This is a genomic window from Streptomyces sp. NPDC050997 (assembly GCF_040660135.1).
GTDB lineage: Bacteria > Actinomycetota > Actinomycetes > Streptomycetales > Streptomycetaceae > Streptomyces.
In genome coordinates, this window is sequence record NZ_JBFAGK010000003.1 from 22,383 (window position 1) to 42,517 (window position 20,135).

Here is a 20,135-nt window from a genome sequence, read left to right on the forward strand (position 1 = left end):
GCTCTTGTCGGCCGCTGCCGGTACGGAGGCCGACGGCGGCAGGCGGATTCGGGTGCCGGCTGGCGCACAGTCAGGGACTGGAACTGGCGGCCGGGCAGGTGTGCGAGACCGTGCTGCGGCGCGACAAGAGGTGCCCGGGGTGAGAACGGTGCGCGCCCCCGGCGACCTGCCGGACAGCGAGGCGGTACCAGGAACCGGGCAGGGTGTCGTGGCTCTGTACCGCGAGCCGTACGGGCCGGTGCACTCGTGCGACGCGTCCGGGCTTCGGGGAGTGGCCCTGGAGGAGTTCGGGCCGGTGAGCGAGCCGGTGCCCTACCGGGGCCGCAAGGGCATCATCACCTACTGGCCGGTGGCGACCCGGGAGCAGACCGTGGTGTGCGGAAGTCTGCGGCAGTGGCGGCTGGCGGTGGAGCTGGACTTCGAGCCTGCCTGGGCGGCGTTCAGTGCCGGACCGGTGGAACTGCGGTGGCGGGCGGGGGGCCGTCTTCGCCGGTGGCGCCCGGATTTCCTCGCCCGCACGACCGGTGGCGTGCGCGAGGTGCTGGTGCTGAAGCCGTCCGGCCGAGAGAGCCTGCCCTCAGTGAGGCTTCAGGTGATCGAGGAGGTGGCCCGGGCGGCCGGGTGGCGGGTGCGGCAGGTGCGTGAGCCGGCGGGAGTGCGCGGACGCAATCTGGGATGGCTGGCCGGCTACCGGTTCCCCGAAGGCGACGAGGACGGCCAGGGGCGGGCGTTGCTGGAGGCGTTCAGGGAGCCGATGGGGCTGCGGGCGGGGGTGGCGGCAAGCGGGCTGGACGAGCTGACGGGTCTGGACCTCGCCTACCGGATGCTGTGGCAGCGGCGGCTGCTGTTCGATATCGCGCGGCCGCTGCTGCCCGACGCTGTGGCCTGGACGGCCTGAAGGACCGGAAGGGGGGCGCATGGCGGGATCGGGTGGGGGCCGGCTTGCGGGGTCGCTGTCCATCGGGGCGGGGGTGCGCTGGCAGGGGCGCGAGTGGGAGGTGGTGGCGTGGCAGGGGGCGCAGGTCACGCTGGTGCCGCAGGACGGCGGGCAGGAGGTGCCCCGGGCGGTGTCGTACCGGTGGCTGGTGGGCGCGGAGGACTTCGCCGTCGTCAGCGGCGGTGGGGCACCGGCCGCGGACGGTGCGGCCCTTGGCGGGTGGGGGCGGCAGGAGGGCCGGGAGGAGGAGGCCGCGCTGTGGCAGGCGCGCATGGTGGAGATCGACACTGGTCTGGCGCCGGGCAGGAATGAGCATGCGCGGGGATTCGGGCCGGGCACGACGCTGGCCCAGCGGTGCGCCGCGATGTCGGCGCGGCTGGCCGCCGACGGCGTCCGCTGCTCCGCCCACACCCTCGCCGACAAGCGGCGCAAGTGGAAGGCGGCCGGGGAGAACCCGGTCGTCCTGCTGCCCGGGCCGCGGGACAAACGCCCGGGGGGCTTCACCGACCCGCGGTGTCTGACCGCCATGCAGGAGGTGGTGGCCCGGCGCGCACACGCGTCGGACGTGACCATCGACGTGATCCGCGAGGAAGTCGAGGACCTGCTGCACTCGCGGTACGCCAAGGAACTCGGCTCGGCTGCCGTGGCGGCTCTGCTGCCCTCCCGTTCCACCTTCTACCTGCGGATGAAGGAGTCCGGCCTGGCCGATGCCCTGGGCCAGCCGACACGGGCCCGGGCCGCTCTGGCCTCCACGCCGCCGCTGCCCCATGGCGGGCGCGAAGTCGTGCTGCGGCCGGGACAGGTGACCCAGGCAGACACCACGCCGCTGCGGATTCTGGCCCGCGGCGACGACGGCCGGCCCACCGCCACGGAGCTGACCACGCTCATCGATGTGGCCAACCACAGCGCGTGCGCGCTGATGATCACGCCCAGCCGTCCCCGGGACGCCGAGAGCGGGCAGGCGGGCCAGGCGACCCGGGCGATCGACTTGACCCTGATGCTGGCCCAGGCTCTCGCGCCCTGGCCAGTGATGCCCGGCTGGGACCCGCTGAGTGCGGCCGCCGCCTCCAGTCTGCCGTTCGGGGCGCTTAGGGCGGCGGACGAGCGGTTCACCGAGGCCACCGCCGCCCGCCCGGTCATCCGCCCCGAGCTGATCATCTACGACCAGGGCAGCCCCTATGTGAGCGAGCACTTCACTGAGGTCTGCGACCGGCTGCGCATCGCCCGCCGTCCGGCGCGCAAGAAGACCCCGACCGACAAGCCGCTCCCCGAGCACTTCTTCGTCACCCTCGCGCACCGCTTCAGTCAGCACGTCACGCACGGCTGGCAGGGCCGCAGCCACAAGAAACGCGGCCGCGGCATCGACCGAATGCCGCTGTACACGATCGCCGAGCTCCAGCAGATGGCCCAGGAGTGGGTGGCACTGGAGTACCAGCAGACCCCCGACGCGGGGCTGCGCGACCCGTTCCGGCCAGGCGTCGTGCTGTCGCCCAACGAGATGTACGCGGTCCAGGTGGCCCGCAGCGGCTACCGGGCGGTGCCGCTCTCCCCCGCCCAGAACCGCTTCTTCCTGCTGCGGCAGTGGGTCATCCCCGGCAAGGGCGGCTTCATGATCGACTATCGGACCTATCAGCCCACCGCGCAGGACGCCGGCCACTACCGGGAGATCCTCCTGCGCGGCGGCTCGAAGCTGCCCGGCCGGGAGAAGCAGTGGGAATGCCGCTTCAACCCCTACCGTCCCGAGCGGGTGTGGCTGTACGACCACACCGCCGGCACCTGGGTGACCTGCGACTTCCGGCTCCGGCACCTGCTGCACGATCCGTGGACCGCGGACATGTGGCAGGAGCACGCCGAGCGGCACCAGGCGGCCGGCGGCAGCAAGCAGGACGAGGAGGCGATCGCCCTGTCCCTGGCGCAGCGCGACCGGCGACGGCGCAGTCGCAGGCCGCCACCCAAGCGAACCGGGGCCGAACCGCCCTTCCAGGGGCTTGAGTTGGAGACCGAACAACCGGCCCAGGACCCATACGCGGATCTGGAGGAGTTCGACCTGTCGACCCTGCGGCCCTACCCGGCGCTGCCCATCTCCCCCATGGCACCCCCCTCTGCACCCGCCACGTCGTCGCTGCCCGCGGGCAGCGACGACGTGGGGCCGACTTCGGACAGCGGGCGGGCTCCGCATCCGCTCGCAGCACTCTTCCCCGACGACGGCGACGGCAGCGGGCCGCAGGCCCTCACGGCCGGAGCACCGGCATCTGTAGACGAGGTCGTCGACGCAGAGCTCCTCGACGACTCCGATCCGGACGATGACGAGGCCGAGAACGACGTATGGGATGTGTAGGCGCCCTGGGGCAGGGGCCGTGAACGACGCAGCCGCAGTCCGGCCCCCGTGCGGGCGGACGCGTCCTCCGGCCCGGTGCCGGTCTGCCGGCGTCGAGGCAGGAACCGTGACGAGGGAGAAGCGTGATGAAGGCATCCGTCGAACTGCGTGATAAGCGTGAAGCCCGCCTGCGCCAGCAGCTGAGGGACACCCCGATGCGGCCTCTGCCGCTGTTCCAGCTCACCGGCTGGACCCACTTCGTCGACGAGGAGGTGAACCCGCCCGTCCTGGCGCCAGGCGACAGTCCCGCCGAGGACAGGAAGACGGACGAACAGGCCATCGCCTACCACCGGCACCTGCGGATGGTCCCCACCGACGCGATGACGCACATGCAGAAGACGGTCGTCGAGGCGGTCCACCGCAACAGCGGGAGCCGTGAGGGCCTGATGGACCATGTCATCGACGGGCCCGCGGGCACCGGCAAGACCTGCCTGCTGCGAGCGATCGGACGCACCGCCCAGCAGGAGATCGAAGTCGCCACGAACGGCCGGCAGCCCAACACGATCCCGGTGGTGCACATCACCACCCCCGCGGACCCGGAGCTGAAGGTGAACTGGATCTGGGAGATCGGCTCCTACCTGGGTCTCAACCCCGAGCCGAAGAGCCTCACGGAAGTCCTGGAGATGCGCAGGCACCAGGACGTGACCCTGTCGGTCAACTACGTCCTGGAGACGGCGCAGACCCGTCTGCTGCTCGTCGACGACATCGACCGGGCCTCGCCGCAGCAACTGGCCAACGTGCTGCCCTACTTCGACTACCTGCGCGACAAGCTGGGCATCTCGCTCATCTTCTGCGGCACCGGCGCCAGCCACCTCCTGCACCAGGCCCGCATCCTGGCCCAGGACCTGACCCGGGTCAGCGCGGAGAACCGGGTACGGCTCGAACAGGCGGGCCGCCCCGCGGATCCCGCCTCGCCCTCCCCCACCGCGCTGCTGCCCGTGACCTGGCTGCACCCCCTGCCCCTGGGCCCCAAGGCCGAGGAACAGGAGATGTTCCGGCGCGTACTGGCTAGCTTCGAGGCCGACTTGAGGCTGTACCGGCTCGAGGAAAACGCCCTCAGTAAGCACGCCGCCCAACTGCACCAGCTCACCGGCGGCTACTTCAAAGCCCTCACCTACGTCATCTCCACCGCCGCCGTCATCGCGATCCACAGCGGCAGCGAGAACATCACCGAGAAAGAGCTCAAAGCAGCGACAGCCCAGCTCGGCCCCTGGCAACCAGCCGCAAACCAGCCGTGAAGCCGTGCCGGCCTCCACCGCCGCCACCGTCACCGCGATCCGAAAGCGCTGCAGCTGCTTACGGATCGCGCTGGAGGAGAGGGAGGCCGCAACGTCCCCGCTCGCCCCTGAAACATGGCGGGCAGCGGGCCGTTCGCCTCGTGTCATGAACTACCCGGTGGATCCGGTTTCGCCGTCGCCCGCACGAGCGCCGTCTGTCGGCACGTTGGCGTAATCGACCCCGGGAAAGAGCCGGATGCGGCTCTCATCAACGCGGACCCTGGCCGGCCGCGGAGCGTCGTCCGAGAGGCGGCACAGCACGTCCGCTTCACGGCGGCCGTCCCTGGTGGTGTGCCAGGATCGCAACTGGCCGAAGCGACGTTTCCCGTCGGCGGCCTCTACGAACACGGGCGGGTCCGGGGCGCGTCCCGGCCCCTCGGTGACCTGGGCGAAGAAGCCTTTCTGGCGCAGCCGTGTGCACAGGTCCACCAGTGAGGATGCCTGGGTGCTTCCCAGTTCCATGCCGATCTCGAAGTGCTCTTGAAGACCGAGGGAGGACAGGTTCGCGCTGCCGAAGTAGCCGGTGGCGCGGTCGGCGACCACGAACTTGGCGTGCATGATGCCGGGGTTGGCCCCGGTCCACCAGTACAAGGACGTTCTTCCGTAGTCGGCGCAGTCTTTGACGAGGTCGTTCAGGGGTTGGGCCCGGCTGCTCGGGTCGTGGGCGTAGAAGTGGACAGCGACTTGGCGCTCGGCGACGGCGGGCAGCAGGACCTCGCGCAGTAGGTCGCAGCCGTGGCGGTTCCAGAAGGGGCCGCCGATGTGGAGTTCGCTGTTGGCTCCGGCGATGACGTCCTGGACTAGGAGGTCCAGGCGTCGGACGGGGGGCGCTACGAGGTGGGCGGCGGCTCGGGGGGTGGTGAACACCAGGGGGCGCTCGGATGGTGGTGCTGCGGGCGGTGGGTCAAGGCCGTCCAGGATGTCCAGGAGGACCTGGAGCTGGGAGAGGCGGGCGGGGACGAGCCCTGAGTGTCGGCCTGAGCCCAGTAGGCCGCACTCGGCGGCGAGCTGGCGTACGGCGGTAGCGTGATCGTCTGCGACCCCGTGGACGCGGAGGGCGTCAAGGGTGTCGGCTCTGGCGATCTGCCGTGTCCATTCGGCGGCTGCCGCGTAGCTGCCCGCGAGGCGCTCCAGTAGCTGGGCGAGCGGGACCAGCGGTCGCAGGTCGTCGGTCATGTGTGGCTCGAGGCGGCGGTGTGGCGGAGGAATTCAGCGGCGAGGCCCCGGTCGAGGTCGTCGTTGAACAGCTGGCAGCCGAACGTGAGGTAGACGCAGCGTTCGCAGCATCGTGGTGAGGACTGATGGCACAGCGGGTCGTTCTCGCAGCTGAGCACGGAGTCGGCGGTGCTCTCCAGCCAGCTGAGCACGCGGTTGCTGAGCAGGGTCCACAGTGATCCGAGAGTGAACTCGCGGACGTTGTCGGCGTAGATGGCGACGGTGAGTGCCTTCGTGACGACCCATTCGGCGAGCGTGTTCTCGGCCAGTCCTACTTGGCCGTCGTCCAGGGACCGAAGCAGGAGGTGGCCGAGGGTGTGGATGACCGTGTGCACGGTTGCTGCCGCGCGGGCGGCTTCCGGGTCGTCCTGGTGTGTGAACAGTTGCAGCAGCTGCTGGCGGGCCGCCGATTCGTCTTCGGCCGTCCCGTCGGTGAGTCCTTTGGCGTTCAGGAACGATAGGACGGCACGTGCGGAGAAGGTGACCAGGAGGGCTTCGGTGTCCGATGCTGCGACGTAGACCGGGTACTTTCCGTCGTGGTGGTACTTGTTGTGGAAGCCGGTCAGGACGCCTCGCTCGGGCTCGTGCTCTTCTCTGGTGTAGCCGAAGGCGACTCGGGCTACGGGGAACTCCCAGGTGACGGCGATCTCTGCGATCCCCAGGGTGCGGGCCTGCTCGCGGGCGCGTTCCGTGGTCTGCTGGGCGAGGCGGTCCTGGAGCTCGGCGAAGCGTGCACACTGGTCGTCGAGGGTGATGCGCTGGATCTGGGCGGGGTCGAAGACGGCTGCGCGTTCCACGAAGGGGCGGTCCGCGCCGAGCAGTTCCCACCGCGCGTTGTCGGCGTCCGTACTGGGCAGAGCAGCCAGGCCGCTCTCCTCTGGGCCCATCATTCTGCGGAACTGCTCGATCGCCTCCTCCCCCATGTGGATCTGGCGCAGTTGCTGTTCCCTCTGCTGCCATTCCTGTGGGGACAGGCGCGGCACCGTGGCGCTCTGGGAGGCGTCGCCGAGGCCCTGGGCCAGGGAGTCGATCAGGTTCAGGTAGTGGGCGGCCGCGATCCGGCCGCGCTGGGGGTGGCGCTGGTACTGCCGGAACTCGGAGTTGTCGATGTTGACGAGCTGGAGGGCGTGGACCTGGTAGGCGCGGGTGTCGTTGAACGTCCTTGCCCGCATCATGGCGCGGCCGGCTGCGTCCTTCCATTCGCAGCCGCAGGGGGATTGCGAGGTGCCCTGGAGCTTCGCGCCGCCGCAGCCTGGGCCGACGCAGCGCCAGAGGGCAGTGACGAAGCTTCCCGTGTTCTCGAACACGATGTGGTCGTAGCCGTGCGCGGGGACGCGGCAACTGGGCACGTACATGGGGCGGATGCGTCCGCAGTTGTGCGCGCTGAAGTACGGGAGTTGCCGCAGTGTTGCACGGCAGGCGCGGCACCGGGGGTCGGCCGCGAGTTGCTGGGGCTTCACGTATGTGCGCACGCGACGGCAGGAGCGGCGGACGCATTCGAGGACGAGCGGGAACACCTCGAAGCGGACGAGGTCGGGGCTGACCAGGACGAAGTTCTGCCGCAGCCGGCCCTGTGGCACGGGCAGGGCGGCTCTGGCGTCTTCGCTCCAGCGCTCCAGGTAGCGGGAGATCTCGTCGTAGATGACGTCTTCGTTGAGTTTTTTGACCACGTCCCCGTCGACTGCCTGGACTCTGCCTCGCAGCCGCTGTTCGTGGCGGAAGACGGCACCGGGCAGGAAGGCGGTCATGGCCTGGCTACGGCTGCGGTTCATCCTCGCCCCCCTTGCTGTCGGCGGTGTTGGTGGCGAGCGCTTTGAAGGCGTCCTGGCTGCTGGTCAGTGACTGGAACGATGTGCTCTTGTCGATGTCGCGGAAGCTGGTGAGCGGCTGTTGGAGGAACAGGTAGGCGGTGCGCCTTTCCTCTGCGCCCTTGTTGAGGTTGGGCCGTTCCTCCTGCCGCCAGGTGTCCATGATTCGTTCCACGAGGTCGTTCTCCAGTCCGCGCCCGTTGACGCCCTCCACGCGCTCGCGGTAGCAGGCTGGGATGCGTCGTTCCAGCCAGGGGTCGAGGAGTGGTCGTTGAGCGCTCCACCAGCGCTTGAAGTCTTTGGAGTAGTCGGCTCCTTCCGGTGGTGGCTTCAGCGCGGCGTCGCGGGCGGCGTCGTGGAGCAGCGCCAGCACGATGCCGGGCAGGGTGCGTCGGGCTGCGAAGTAGGCGTACTTGTTGACGGGCACGGGGGTGACCATGCGGTCGAGCAGGCGGTGGTAGCTCAGGAAGTTGGAGAACATGGAGCGTTCGCGGCGCGAGATGGGGTCGTAGACGGTGACGACGAGGCCTGCGTGGGTTCGCCCGGCCCTGGCGGTGACCTGGATGTAGTCGGCGGCGGTCGGCGGCATGCCGGCCAGGACCAGGAGGTTGAGGCGCTCGAGGTCCACCCCGTGGCTGAGCACGCTGGTGCCGACCAGGGCGCGCAGCCGCTCTCCTCGCGGGGTGTCCAGGTGCTCGCGTTGGACGCGGGCGATGGCCGCGGCGAGGTCGGGGACCGGGACTTCGCCGGTGAGCACCGCGTGCTCGACGCGGTCGAGTCCGGCGTGCTGCAGGTCGTCGGAGAGCTGGCCGAGTTCCTCGTCGAGCTGGGTGCCGTGCTGCTTGCTGTTCACATAGGCCAAAGAGACCTCGTAGGGGAAGAGGAGCCGTGGGAGGTCCGAGTCGGGCAGCCCGTGCAGGGCGAGGCGCTCGCGCAGGGCCTTGGGCTCCTCCTGGAGCCGGGCGATCTCGGTGAGGAGCTCGCCCTGGACGATCGCGGCGACGTCGGCTTTGCGGCGCTTGTGCGGGAGTACTCCGATGTGAACGCGCCGGAAGTCGGGCCGGGTCGTGGTGTAGAAGCTCTCGCCGAGTGTCCATCCCGGTGCGGGGAAGGCGCGGGGACGGCGGCCGTAGAGCTGGCGAAGCTGGTCCTGGTACTGCTCGATGGTGGCGGAGGCGCCCAGTACTTTGCTGGGCAGGCCGCTGCCTGCTCCTGACTGGAGTTCGGCGATCAGGCCTTCGTAGTGCGCGTTGAACGCGCCGAGCTCCTCCTTGAGGAGGTGCATCTCGTCCTGCACCGTCAGCGCCGGTACCGGGTCCTTGATCGGGCGGGCCGCCGGGTAGCCGCCCTTCGGCGCGGTGCAGTGGTCCGGCCCGGCGGAGCACACTCCGAAACGCGGGAAGGAGAAGTAGCCGTGCTCGGCGCAGTGGTGCCTCGGCCCGTGCTGGAAGGCGGTGAACTCGGGGAACCAGCTGTGCCCGGTGAGCTTGTCGACGGTGGAGATGACGATCGCCGGCAGGGTGCGGTAGACCTCGACGTCGCTCACGTGCAGGGGCAGGATCCGCTGGCAGGCGGTGCACTCGTGATGCAGGCGGACCGCGTCGGTGTCCAGGCGCAGCCGTACGCTGTCGCGCTCGCAGTAGGGGCAGGTGATCACGAGCCGGTCGCGCAGGTGGTCTTCGGCGAAGGTCCCCGCCCGGGTGGCGGCGGCTTCGGTCTCCCAGCCGCGCCACCAGCCCCCATCCCAGTGGAGGTCGTTGGGGCTGCCCGTCCCGCCGGCGAGGTAGCCGAGCGCGAACGGGTCGTCGTGGGGGGATCCGATCCGGCGTTCGACGCGGAGTTCCTCGGCGGCGATCAGCATGCGCAGGGTGCGGTCGAGTTGTTGCACGCTGAGCATGCGCAGCGGGAAGCGCAGCCAGGCGGTGACCCCTGCGTGCTTGCCTCGCAGCCGGTCGTAGAACAGGGCCGTGAGGATCAGTCCCAGATACGCCTCGGTCTTCCCCCCACCCGCGGGGAACCACAGCACGTCGGTGTGGTCGAGTTCAGCGCGCAGGTCCGCCCGCTGCGGGTGTTCGCGCACGGCGAGAGCCGGCAAGTGGGAGACGATGTAGACCAGTTGGAAGAGCCGCCAACTGTCGTATGGACGACCGTCGTTGACGCGGGCGAAGACCTCGTTGGCGAGCCGGAAGGCGTGCTTGAGGTCCGGGTCCAGGTCCAGGCACTCGCGGCCTAGGCCGAACCGCCTGGCCTCGTCGTCGAACTGGGCGCGGTCGGCTTCGATGGCCCTGTAGTGCGGCAGCTGCTGGGCGGCACGGCAGGCGGCGGCGAACTCCCGGGCGTAGCGGGCCATCGCGACCTCGACGGAGTCCAGGATCGGGGTCGGGTCGTCGGCCAGCTCACGCCACCGCGGGTGTCGCACCCCGGCTTGGCGGGGCACGACGGTGCGTTGGACATGGATGGGCAGGGTCTCGGTCCGCAGGCCGCTGCCGTGGGGAACGGCTGCGCAGCCGGTGCCGCGACCGATCACCTCCGCCAGCTCCTCCAGCCGGTAGTCGCGGGGGGCGAGGTGGAAGCGCTGGGGCACGATGCTGATGCCGTCCCCGGGCAGGACCGCGACGCGGCAGTCGTAAACGGAGAGGTCCTGCCAGTCGCTCTGCGCCGTGTCGCTTTGGTTGTGCAGGGAGACGCGTATGAGGTGGTCGCCGCCGTCCAGGGCCTGGGCGTGCGCGGACAGCACCAGCTGGGGTGCGCAAGGAGCCGCGTCGCGGTCCAGCAGTGCCGCGACGTGGTGGTGGAATGCCTCCTCGTCGGCCATGGCCTCCGCGGGGAGCACATTGCGCCTGCGCCGCCCCTGGCGGCTCTGCGGCCCCGCGGTGAGCGGTCGACGGGCCTCGGGGCGGGCGAAGTGCGCGTCCACCGCGCGGCGGACCGCCCGGTCCAGCACCTGCTGGGCCTCGCTGAGCGCGTGCGGATCGAGGTCGCCTTCCCCGAGCGGCACTTCGATGACCAGGTCGGGCACGTGGACGTCGTGGCGGCGCCAGACACCCAGCAGCTCTCCCGGCCGGGCCTGTGTGCCGGAGGGGTCTTCGTCGCCGCGCAGGTACTCCATGTGCTCGGCGTAGCTGGCGATGTCCTCCAGGTACAGGGCGAATCGGCAGTGGACGGCGAGCTGTGCGGTCCTGCGGCCGGGGGCGGTGCGCACCCGGAAGTCGAGTGCCAGGACCGGGGGCGCCTGCGTGCCGCGCAGGGATTCGACGGGCCGGCGGCCCGGGTCGGCCGTCGCCTCGTCTGGTGCCGGGGGTTGCTGCGGCGGTACCGCGACGGCGGGCAGCACGCCGACGACGACGTGGTCGCGTGGTGTCCACGGGGGTTTGTGCGGGGCGCCGCTGCGGTCGGCGAGCCTGTCGGCGAGGACCTGCGTCAGGTGGTCGATCAGCACCGTCTCCCGCTGGTTGTCCGCAGCGCTGTCGGGGTGCGGCGCCAGCGGGTTGTTGCGGGCATCGTTCACGGCGCCTCCTGTGGTGAGCTGCTTGCGCTGCGGGGGCCTGGCACGCGGCCCAGGACGGTTGTGGACACGCTCTTCTGGCCGCCGACCCTGCGGACGACGACCAGGTCGAACTCCTCGAGGACCTCCGAGACGTCGATCCCGGAGCACAGTGTCTTCAGCTGGCGCAGCGCGGGGCCTTCCGTGCCCCGTGCGGCCTCGGTCATCGCCGCCGCCGCGGTGTGGCCCAGCGCCCGGTGTAAGCGGCGTAGTTCTTCCGCCATGCGGGCCAGGCGCTGCCAGGTGCCTCCTGCGGTCAGGCGGGTGTCTCGGGCCAGCAGGGCAACCCGGTGGATGTCTTGCGGGTCTTCCGGGGCGATGACGCTGCCGTCGGCCCATTTGCTCACCGCCTGCCATGACGAGACCTCGCTCCCGAGGTTCTTCAGGGCGGTGAGCACGTTTGGCCACGACCCTCGTTGCTCGTGCACGGTGGTGATGGCCTGGCGGAAGAAGCCGATCATCGTGTCCATGGCGGTCACTTCGGCGCTGTCGTGCATCACCATGACGAGCCGGTCGTGGAGTCTGGACTGCCCGTCGCCGCGTGCGCGCAGGAGCCGGCTGCCGGGGGTGAGTGCGGTCACGGGCACCCTGGCGTAGCGCTGGCCGATGAGGACGTCGACCTGCTCGTCGCTGCGCAGCCAGAGCACTGCCCCTTCGGGTTCGGTGAGCACGGCCGTGGCCGGCACTGGGTCGTCCGCGGCCGCCACCGCTGTGGCACCGCGGCCGGGGTCCGCCGGGGTGCCGATGGCCCTGGCCAGGGCGTCGTAGTCCTCGAAGAGCGCCGAGAGGTCGAGGGCGAGCCGGCTGTCGTGCTGGGGCGGCTCTTCTGGTGCGGTGGACGGTCTGGAGAGGTCGACGGGGCCGTACGCGACGGGCAGCGGGGGCGTCGCCGGCTCTGGTACCTCGCCCAGCCTCAGCACCGCGGCGGTCTGGCGTATCTGCTCGTGCCAGCCGTGCAGCGCGCGGTCGGCTGAACGCTCCAGCCAGGTGCACTCGCTCTGCTCTACAACGGCGAGGTGTTCATCGGCAGCACCGGAGAACAGCACGCCGGTGCGTGAGGCCGCGGGGACACCGAGGTGCAGCTCGAGCCTCGGCGAGGCATCCCAGGGCAGGCGTTCCGTATAGGGCATCACATGCAGCGTTCCGGCTCCCCTGCTGGCGGCGGACCCGGGCCGGGGAGCGAGCAGCAGGGAGTCGGCGTCACCGCCGAGCGTGTCGGCCAGCTCCTCGGCGACAGCGGCGGCGGCAGAGCGGGAGCGGGTGCGGACGAGAACGGGGACGCCTGCCCGGTCGGCCCGTGCCCAGGCGATCAGCGCAAGCAGCAGGTCCCGGCGGGGGTTGTCGTCGTAGAGCAGTTCATACAGGTCCAACACGCTGCGCCGGAGGTCGGGCCATTGGGTTTCGCGGAACAGCCCCCACGGCCCGGCCCGGCCCTCCAATGTCCCGCGGGACACCGACCGGGCCAGCGCCCGTGCGCCGCTGCCGCGCCCCATCAGCACCTGCCAGGCGTCTTGCTTTCCGATCGAACCCCAGCTGCACCACAGTAGGTTGAGCAGGCGCACGGCGTCGGCGATCGGCTGCGGCCAGGGCTCAGACGTGTGGATACGCCGTGCTGCAACCACACCCGCCACGACGGTCCGGTACAGCTCGGCGAGCTGCTCGTGGCGGTATACCGCCACGCTTGGTGCGGCTGCCGGGCGATGGGCGAGGAGGGCGTTGCTGGTCAGGGGGCCGTATGCGGGGCGGTGTCCGAGGGTGTGCCGCACGTCGGTGCGCAGCGCGGGAGTCCACGGCCATTGGGTCCAGGCCCGGCTGCTGCCCGGCTGGGTGCCCAGGTCGCCGACGCCTACGACGCGAGCGGCGTCGTGCTCGCTCGCCCAGGCCAACGCGCGCTCCCAGGACTGGTCGTTGGCCATGCTGGTGCGGTCGATGACGACGGTGCCGACGCTGCTCCCCAGCGAGGGCCTGCCGAGCGCGGTGTTGAGGTAAAACAGTCCCGAGGGCGAGTCGACAGCCTTGGTGATCCTTCCTTGGAGGTCAACAACCCGCCCGTCACCGCGGATTCTCTGCATGCGCAGGGCTCGCGAGAGGTTCTGTCGGCCGATCGCGAGCTGTGCCAGCCGTACGGTGACGTTGGTGCGCAATCCGACGACAACCACCGGCCCGTCAGGGACCGGACAGGGTGATCCGCCGGTCAGCTCTGCACCGCGCCGTATGAGCTGGAGGTAGATCCCGATCAGCACGGCCAGGTCGTGCCGCCCGCGCGGGAGTCCCAGGTACACGCTGTGTTGGTCGCTCGATAATGCGCGGGACAGCAGGGTCAGGGTGGCGCGGTCCAGTGGACCGAGATCGACGGTGCGGCCGCGGTCCGTCATGCGAAGAGCCTGCACGCGCTCGAAGAAGTCGGCCGGGTCTGCGTCGGGAGGGACGAGACAGTCCAGATACGTCACGCGTGCCATCACCCACCTGGTATCCCCCCACTACCTGCCGTTACAGTAACGCACGTTGACAGGCCGTCACCTGCTCCTGCCCAATCCGAGGGCGGTGGATCCGGGTTCGGACCACCGGGGGCGTACACATGAACGAGAAGCCAGGGGCGGGCCTCCCCCCGGTCTCACTCCTTGAGGCCGGGCCGGCGCCAGTGGAGTGGAGCCGGATCGCCGAGCACGAGTCGTGGCGCAAGGAGGTGCACCGGCCCGCGACCTACGTGCACAAGTGGTGGGCGAGGCGCCTGGGCAGCGTCGCACGCCACTTACTGTTGGCTGCCGTATCCGGACCGGACGACTCCGTTGCGGACGCCGCGGCCAGGCTGCGAGGGCTCGTCGTCTATGACCCCTTCGCCGGATCGGGCACCACCCTTGTCGAGGCGGCCAAACTCGGGGCCGCCGTCGTCGGCCGCGACATCAACCCCGTCGCGACGCTCACCCAGCGGCAGGCGCTGCAACCATGGGATTTAGAGGTGCTCGCGGACCTCTTCGGGCAGGTCGTCAGGAAGTGCGCCCGTCCCGTCCAGGAACTGCACCGCACCGCCTCCAACGAGCCGGTCCTGCACTACTTCTGGGTCGCCCTCGCGTACTGCCCGGAGTGCGGCGAGGACGTGGAGCTCTTCACCACCCGGGTCTTCGCCCGCCATGCGTACCCGCGCCGATTCCCACGCGCCCAGGCCGTATGCCCGGGCTGCCGGGGCATCTGCGTCACCGACCTGAGCAAGGACGAGAGGGGGCACTGCCCCGCCTGCGGCATGACCTTCCCCTTCCAAGGGGCCGCCCGCGGAAGGTTCATGACATGTCGTCACGGGCACCGCACCCCTGTCATTGCTGCGCTGAACGGCGCCGTCCCGGAGCGGCGCATGTACGCGAAGCTGGTGCTGCGCGCCGACGGCCAGCGTGAGTACCGGGCGATCGACGACTTCGACCTCTGTCTGTACGACAAGGCGGCGAAGTCTCTCGCCGACACATCGCCCGATGAGCTCGTCCGCCCGCTCGGCGCGCTGGAGGAAGGCGTCAGCACCATCCAGGCGCTGCGCTGGGGGTACGACTCCTGGGAGCGGTTCTTCAACGAGCGCCAGCGTTACAGCCTCGGACTGATCGGCGCGGCGCTGCGCGATCTGCCCGGGGCTTCCGCGGAACGCGAGGCGCTCATCGCATCGTTCGGCAGAACCGTCGAACACCATAACCTGTTCTGCTCCTACAAGGGGGAGGGTACCGGTCCGGTCCGCTCGGTCTTCCACAACCACGTACTGCGACCGGAGAGGTGCAGCGTCGAAGGAGACCCCTGGGGCGCCCAGGGAGGATCGGCCGGATTCTCCGGGGTGCTCACCCGGCTGCACAAAGCGGCCCAGTACAAGAGCACCCCGCTGGACTTCAAGGCCGAGGCCGACCGGATCCTCGCCGTCGACCAGTCCTCGCTGCCCGTCGCCCGCCCCCTGAGCACGACGTGGCAGCAGTTCGTGCGGAATCCCGCAACGGCATACACCACCACTGGTGACGCCTCGCGAACGGATCTCCCCGACAACAGCGTGGACCTCATCGTCACCGACCCCCCCTACGTCGACAACGTCCACTACTCGGAACTGGCCGACTTCTTCCACGCCTGGCTCAGCGCCATGCGCCCCTACCAGGGCTACCCGAACGTGCCCAGCACCCGGGCCGTCCAAGAAGTACAGAACGCCGCCCCTGATGGATTCCAAGCCACCGCAGCCCGCGTATGGCGCGAGTGCCGACGCGTCCTCAAGCCCGGCGGCTGCCTCCTGTTCAGCTTCCACCAGTCGCAGACCACGGGCTGGTGCGCTCTGATGCGGTCGCTGTCCGACGCCGGCTTCACCGTTACCACCACCCGCGCCGTGATCGCCGAAGTGGCGACCAGTCTCTCCAAGACCGCAGCGGCGGAGCCCAACCGCATCGACGTCATCGTGCTGTGCCGAGACGCTGCCGGCACGTCTGCCGGGGCAGCCCCCGACCTCGACCAGGCCGCCGCGCAGGCGCTGTCGGAAATCCAAAGCCTCAGGGGAGCCGGACTGCGGGTGGGCCCCGGCGATGTCCGCACCGCCGTACGCGCCGCGGTCCTCGCGGCAGGAACACGCCAGGCAGCCGCCGACTGGCAGACCCTGCAAGCAGAGGCAGACCAGCGAGCCACGGCGGCGGTAGCGGAATTCCACACCACCTGACTCCCCTGGTGCCGGTGCCTGCCACATCCCGGCCTGGCCCGGGCCAGCGAGGAGGACCGAGTACGGCCCCAGTACGCGGACCGCCCGCCGGCGACTGCCCTCGCACTGCTGCCAGTCGCCTACCGAGGAACAGCGGGCCGCGTCGCACTGCTCACGACCGGCACTGTGGTCCGGCTCAGAGCCCGAGGCGGTCCTGCGGCGGCGTCGCGCGGAAGAAGGCACGCAGGGGTTCGTCGATGGCGCGTTCGCGGCCGGTGCCGGCAGCAGCAGCGTCCAGGAGGGGTGCGAGGTCTTCAGTATCGCAGGGGGTGAGGACGAGCCAGCGCAGAACAACCTGCCGCACGATCAGCCTGAGGTCACGCAGGGCGGCCAGTTTCTCGCTCTCCTCCTGGTCCTTGAGGACGTCCCCGTGCACGTACTTGGAGCGCGCGCTGTACGCCTCCTGCACAATGGTCTCGACCTGCTGGCGCAGGGACGGGGTAAGGAACAGGGCGGCTGCACGGGACCGGATCCTTTCGCTGACGCCCTCGTGCTTGTCGTCGGGGCTAGCCATCAGGGCTTCCAGCGTGATGACGTAGTCCAGGTGCAGCTCGTCAGCCTCCTGCTCCCACACGCCGTAGTCGCTGTGGGTGCGCTGGTGGGCCTGCAGCAGGTGCCGGGCCGCGCGCTCCAGGCGCAGGGCGCGCCTCCTGGGCAGCCTTCGGCTGCTGGTGGCGCCGTCCATGACGGCGTCGATCTTTGCGGTCACGGCGGAGCAGAAGGCTTGCAGACGCGGGAGTTGCGCCTGGGTGACGTGGAAGGTGCCAGTCTCGCGGACCTCGACTTCCTCCTGCCTGCCGTCATGGTCCTCGTAGATCTGGAGGGTGGTGGGCACGTGGTTTGGGTGCAGCCCGAACTCGCGACCGCGCTCGACGTCGAACACCGCGTCGACATGCAGGAGTTCGGGGCTCCACAGGATCAGCGGCAGCAGCGCCCTCCAGTGCCGGGCCTCCGGCCGCGGGCCGGTGAAATCGAACCAGGGCGCGCCACTGCGGTCCGAGGCACGGTCCGGATCGGGGGCGTGGACGAACGGCGCACCAGCCAGGAGACGGAGGTCGAGACCGCCCGGCTGAAGGCCGTAAAGGGCGGGCATCGGGCCCATCTGTCTCAGTTCGTCGGCGGTGAAGGTCTGCAGGGTGTACCGGCCCAGCGGGATCCGTGCCCCCTCGGGGAGGTCGCCAGTCAGCAACAGCCAGTCCTCCACTGCTGGCGCGGGCGCCGTGCAGAAAGCGACGAAGCTGTCCGCAACCTCTTCCACCGGCACCGTCGCCCCCTGGGCAACCAGACGGGTTGCGTCCCCCAGCCCTGATCCGCTCAAGAGCGTGGACCATCGGGGCGCCCAGTCGTCCTCGGCCTTGCCGTACAGGTCGCGGTGTTCGGATTTCGGCGCGGCGCCCGCCACCGCGTTGATCACGGCATCGAACTCTGGCTGCGTCGACAGTGCTACATCGGTGATTGCCTGGGGTATCGAGGGCAGGTCCCGTGCCTGTTCGAGCCAGGCGAGGACGGCCTGACGCAGTGGGGAGGTGTCTTCCATGCGGTACGAAAATAGCGCACCCTCGCCGCCCGCCAGACCCAACACCAGGCCACAGCTCCCGGCCTGAGCGGCCGTTCCCACGTTGTTCTGCAACTCGGACCGCTGCGCTGATCGGTGGCTGGCCCGCTGCGATCAGTTGATCTTCTCGAATGGGTGACCTGCGGAGAACGGGTCTGGCACCGGGCGGGGCCGGCACCCGCTCGACCTTCCAACGGCATCGAGCTCCGGGGCACCCGTCCGCCAGTGGCACTACCCGCAGTACGCCCTCACTCAGCAGTCGTAGCTCTTGAGCGTCTTCGAGGCACCGGTGGCCGACTTCAGGTAGTCGTTCTCCGACTTCAGGCTCTCGTTCTCCGCCGTCGACTCCGCCAACTGCACGACCAGTCCCGCAGCCATGGACAAGAGCCCCTGGTGCTTCGTCTGGAGCTCCTCGTGCTCTTCTTGAAGCCCCTTGTACTTCCAGGTGAGGACCCCGATGGTGGTGGCGGCCAGAACGCTGGCGCCGACCTTAACCGCGACCCTGGCTTTGCCGGACTTACCTCCCGCTGGCCCGGCACTGTCCTTGCCGATGCAAAGGTGGCCCGTCTGGTGCGAGTGCTGTTGAGCCTCGCCGAGATGGTCGCTCTGATACGAGCACGATCCGCATTGGTAACGGGTCATCAGTCGTTCCTCTCCCCCAGGGAGATGAGCTTGCCACAGGTCACGTGCATCAGGCGGCCACTTGGTCATCCTCCGTACACCCCACCGACGCTGAGGGAAGGACGCGCACCTGCACGGGCGGCGCGCCCCTGGTTGTGGGCTATGCCGTCAACAGTCCCAGGAGGGCGCATGGCGCGCCACGGGTAGCTCGTTCAGGTCTCTGGCGAGCGGGATGCGTCGATTCCACAGCGTCGATGCTCCTCGCGGGCCGTCTGTGAAGTCAGAGCTAGGGGGTGTTGCGAAAGTCCCGCACAGCACCCACGGCGCCCGGCACGCACTCTCGCCGCACCGGCCAAAACCCCAAGTACGTCCAGTACGAGGGCTTTCGTCCGGCACGCCGAGAGCACGCACCGGACACCGCGGGCACCGCACAGGACTTTCGAAACACCCCCTAATCTTGTCATTTATGGTCCGGCGTCGAACGCGGCTCGAACTTGGTCGGCTTTTTCGCAGTTCAGCGGACACGTAAGCGGCCTTCGTCTGATCCTGTGCTCCGTCACAGAGTGGATCAGCGCGAAGGCCGTGGTCGTGAGTTTGGTGCATCAGGGCGTCCTGCGGGATGCGTTCGCGGAAGTGTCACACTTCCGGTCGGAGCTGTACGCGTGTCTGACCGCCCGGGGCGACGCGTTGTTCGAGTTATGCGACGCGCTGCTGTGCTCGGACGGGCCGGTGCGGACGCTGGTTGATCTCGCGCTCGCGCCCGAACACCGTCGTGGGCACGGGGCTCTGTACGGCGGACTCAACCAGGGCCGGATCGACGTCGCCCGGCTGCGTCGGGCCCTGGCCGGGGTGCCGTTGCCGAGGGCGGCGGACGGTCGGCTCGTGCTGGCGGTGGATGTCTCGCCGTGGCTGCGGCCGGACGCCAACACGTGTGCTGACCGGGCCTTTTGCCATACGTTCGGCCGGGGCGAGGGCAAGCATCAGATGGTGCCCGGCTGGCCGTACTCGGTGGTGGCCGCGCTGGAGACCGGCCGCACGTCCTGGACGGCGGTGCTGGACGCGGTCCGCCTGGAGCCCGGCGCCGACGTCGCCGCGGTGACCACCGTGCAGATCCGCGAGGTTGTCGAGCGGCTGGTGGCTGCCGGTCAGTGGCGGCCGGGTGACCCGGCGGTCCTGGTCGTGCTGGACGCCGGATACGACGCTCCACGCATCGCCCACCTGCTGGCCGGGTTGCCCGTCGAGATCCTCGGCCGGCTCCGTTCAGACCGGGTGATGCGAAGGCCGACACCCTCCCGCGAAGAGTTCTTCCTGGCCAACCCCAAGGGTGGCCGGCCGCCCAAGCACGGCAGCGAGTTCGTCTTCGGTGACACCGCAACCTGGGGCGCCGAGCAGGCCGTGACGGTCACGGACACCCGGCTCTACGGGAAGGCGACCGCGCAAGCGTGGGATCGGCTGCACCCGCGGCTGACCCAACGGGCTGCATGGCTCGACCATGACGGACCGCTGCCCGTCATCGAAGGCACCGTCATCCGCCTGGTCGTGGAGAAGCTCCCCAGCGGCGGGGTCAACAAGCCAGTATGGCTGTGGTGGTCGGGCACCGGCGCTGCTGAGGCAGACGTCGACCGCTGCTGGCAGTCCTTCCTCCGTCGCTTCGACATCGAGCACACGTTTCGCCTGTTCAAGCAGACCCTCGGCTGGACCAGGCCCCGGCTTCGCAGCTCGGAAGCGGCCGACCGGTGGACCTGGCTGGTGATCGCCGCCTATGCCCAGCTCCGGCTCGCCCGTCCGCTGGCTACCGACCTCCGACGCCCCTGGGAGAGACCGGCTCCGCCGAACAGGCTCACACCCGCCCGCGTCCGCAGAGGGTTCAGAAACCTCTACACAAAGACCGGCTCGCCGACCGGTGCACCGAAACCCTCTCGTCCCGGCCCAGGCCGACCGCTCGGCTCGAAGAACCGCTATCCGGCTATCCGTCATGACGTGGGACGCGTCCTCGCCACCGGCGAGGCATACAGCCGTCCCACCCACCACAAGGTCGGCACCAAACCCCGCAGAACAGGCTGACGAGCGACACAGAGGACCAGCACACTGAGCGC

Annotated in this window: 11 protein-coding genes; 5 read left to right on the forward strand and 6 right to left on the reverse strand. The window is 69.9% G+C overall.

All coding sequences use genetic code 11. The features are described 5' to 3' along the window. Positions 1-139 precede the first annotated feature (139 nt). The 3 genes from AB0H86_RS06575 (at position 140) to AB0H86_RS06585 (ending at position 4,552) form a co-directional block, all read left to right on the forward strand. Positions 140-898 carry a TnsA-like heteromeric transposase endonuclease subunit gene (locus tag AB0H86_RS06575; RefSeq protein ID WP_362433784.1) on the forward strand — a complete coding sequence of 253 codons (759 nt, stop codon included), beginning with the start codon at positions 140-142 and terminating at the stop codon, positions 896-898. A 19-nt stretch (positions 899-917) separates the two neighbouring features. Continuing rightward, positions 918-3,275 carry a transposase gene (locus AB0H86_RS06580; RefSeq protein ID WP_362433786.1) on the forward strand — a complete coding sequence of 786 codons (2,358 nt, stop codon included), beginning with the start codon at positions 918-920 and terminating at the stop codon, positions 3,273-3,275. 125 nt (positions 3,276-3,400) lie between these two features. Further along, positions 3,401-4,552, forward strand: a complete 1,152-nt coding sequence (locus AB0H86_RS06585; protein WP_362433788.1) for an ATP-binding protein — start codon at positions 3,401-3,403, stop codon at positions 4,550-4,552. A gap of 150 nt (positions 4,553-4,702) precedes the next feature. Here AB0H86_RS06585 and AB0H86_RS06590 read toward each other — a convergent pair whose 3' ends face one another. From AB0H86_RS06590 to AB0H86_RS06605, 4 genes are read right to left on the reverse strand one after another with little or no spacing between them, the layout of a single operon-like run. Further along, positions 4,703-5,767, reverse strand: coding sequence for a phospholipase D-like domain-containing protein (locus tag AB0H86_RS06590; protein WP_362433790.1), 1,065 nt, complete (start codon positions 5,765-5,767; stop codon positions 4,703-4,705). Then, entirely contained in the window at positions 5,764-7,578 is a 1,815-nt protein-coding gene (locus AB0H86_RS06595; protein ID WP_362433792.1) for a hypothetical protein, read from the reverse strand. The genes AB0H86_RS06590 and AB0H86_RS06595 overlap by 4 nt, the downstream gene beginning before the upstream one ends. After that, positions 7,562-11,122 (reverse strand): helicase-related protein, encoded by a 3,561-nt coding sequence (locus AB0H86_RS06600; protein ID WP_362433794.1) that lies wholly within the window; start codon positions 11,120-11,122, stop codon positions 7,562-7,564. The genes AB0H86_RS06595 and AB0H86_RS06600 overlap by 17 nt, the downstream gene beginning before the upstream one ends. Next, complete coding sequence (locus AB0H86_RS06605; RefSeq protein ID WP_362433796.1) at positions 11,119-13,617, reverse strand: hypothetical protein; 2,499 nt, start codon at positions 13,615-13,617, stop codon at positions 11,119-11,121. Before AB0H86_RS06605 ends, AB0H86_RS06600 begins: the two co-directional genes overlap by 4 nt. Positions 13,618-13,736: 119 nt before the next feature. On the opposite strand from AB0H86_RS06605, the gene AB0H86_RS06610 reads away from it, so the two are divergent. Further along, positions 13,737-15,824, forward strand: coding sequence for a DNA methyltransferase (locus AB0H86_RS06610; RefSeq protein WP_362433798.1), 2,088 nt, complete (start codon positions 13,737-13,739; stop codon positions 15,822-15,824). A 175-nt stretch (positions 15,825-15,999) separates the two neighbouring features. On the opposite strand, the gene AB0H86_RS06615 is transcribed toward AB0H86_RS06610, so the two are convergent. Beyond that, positions 16,000-17,493, reverse strand: coding sequence for a hypothetical protein (locus tag AB0H86_RS06615; protein ID WP_362433801.1), 1,494 nt, complete (start codon positions 17,491-17,493; stop codon positions 16,000-16,002). A 177-nt stretch (positions 17,494-17,670) separates the two neighbouring features. Further along, the gene (locus AB0H86_RS06620; protein ID WP_362433804.1) at positions 17,671-18,060 is read right to left on the reverse strand and encodes a hypothetical protein; all 390 of its coding nucleotides are present in this window, start codon (positions 18,058-18,060) and stop codon (positions 17,671-17,673) included. A gap of 567 nt (positions 18,061-18,627) precedes the next feature. On the opposite strand from AB0H86_RS06620, the gene AB0H86_RS06625 reads away from it, so the two are divergent. Further along, on the forward strand, positions 18,628-20,103 hold the full coding sequence (locus tag AB0H86_RS06625; protein WP_362433806.1) for an NF041680 family putative transposase: 1,476 nt from the start codon (positions 18,628-18,630) through the stop codon (positions 20,101-20,103). Positions 20,104-20,135 lie beyond the last annotated feature (32 nt).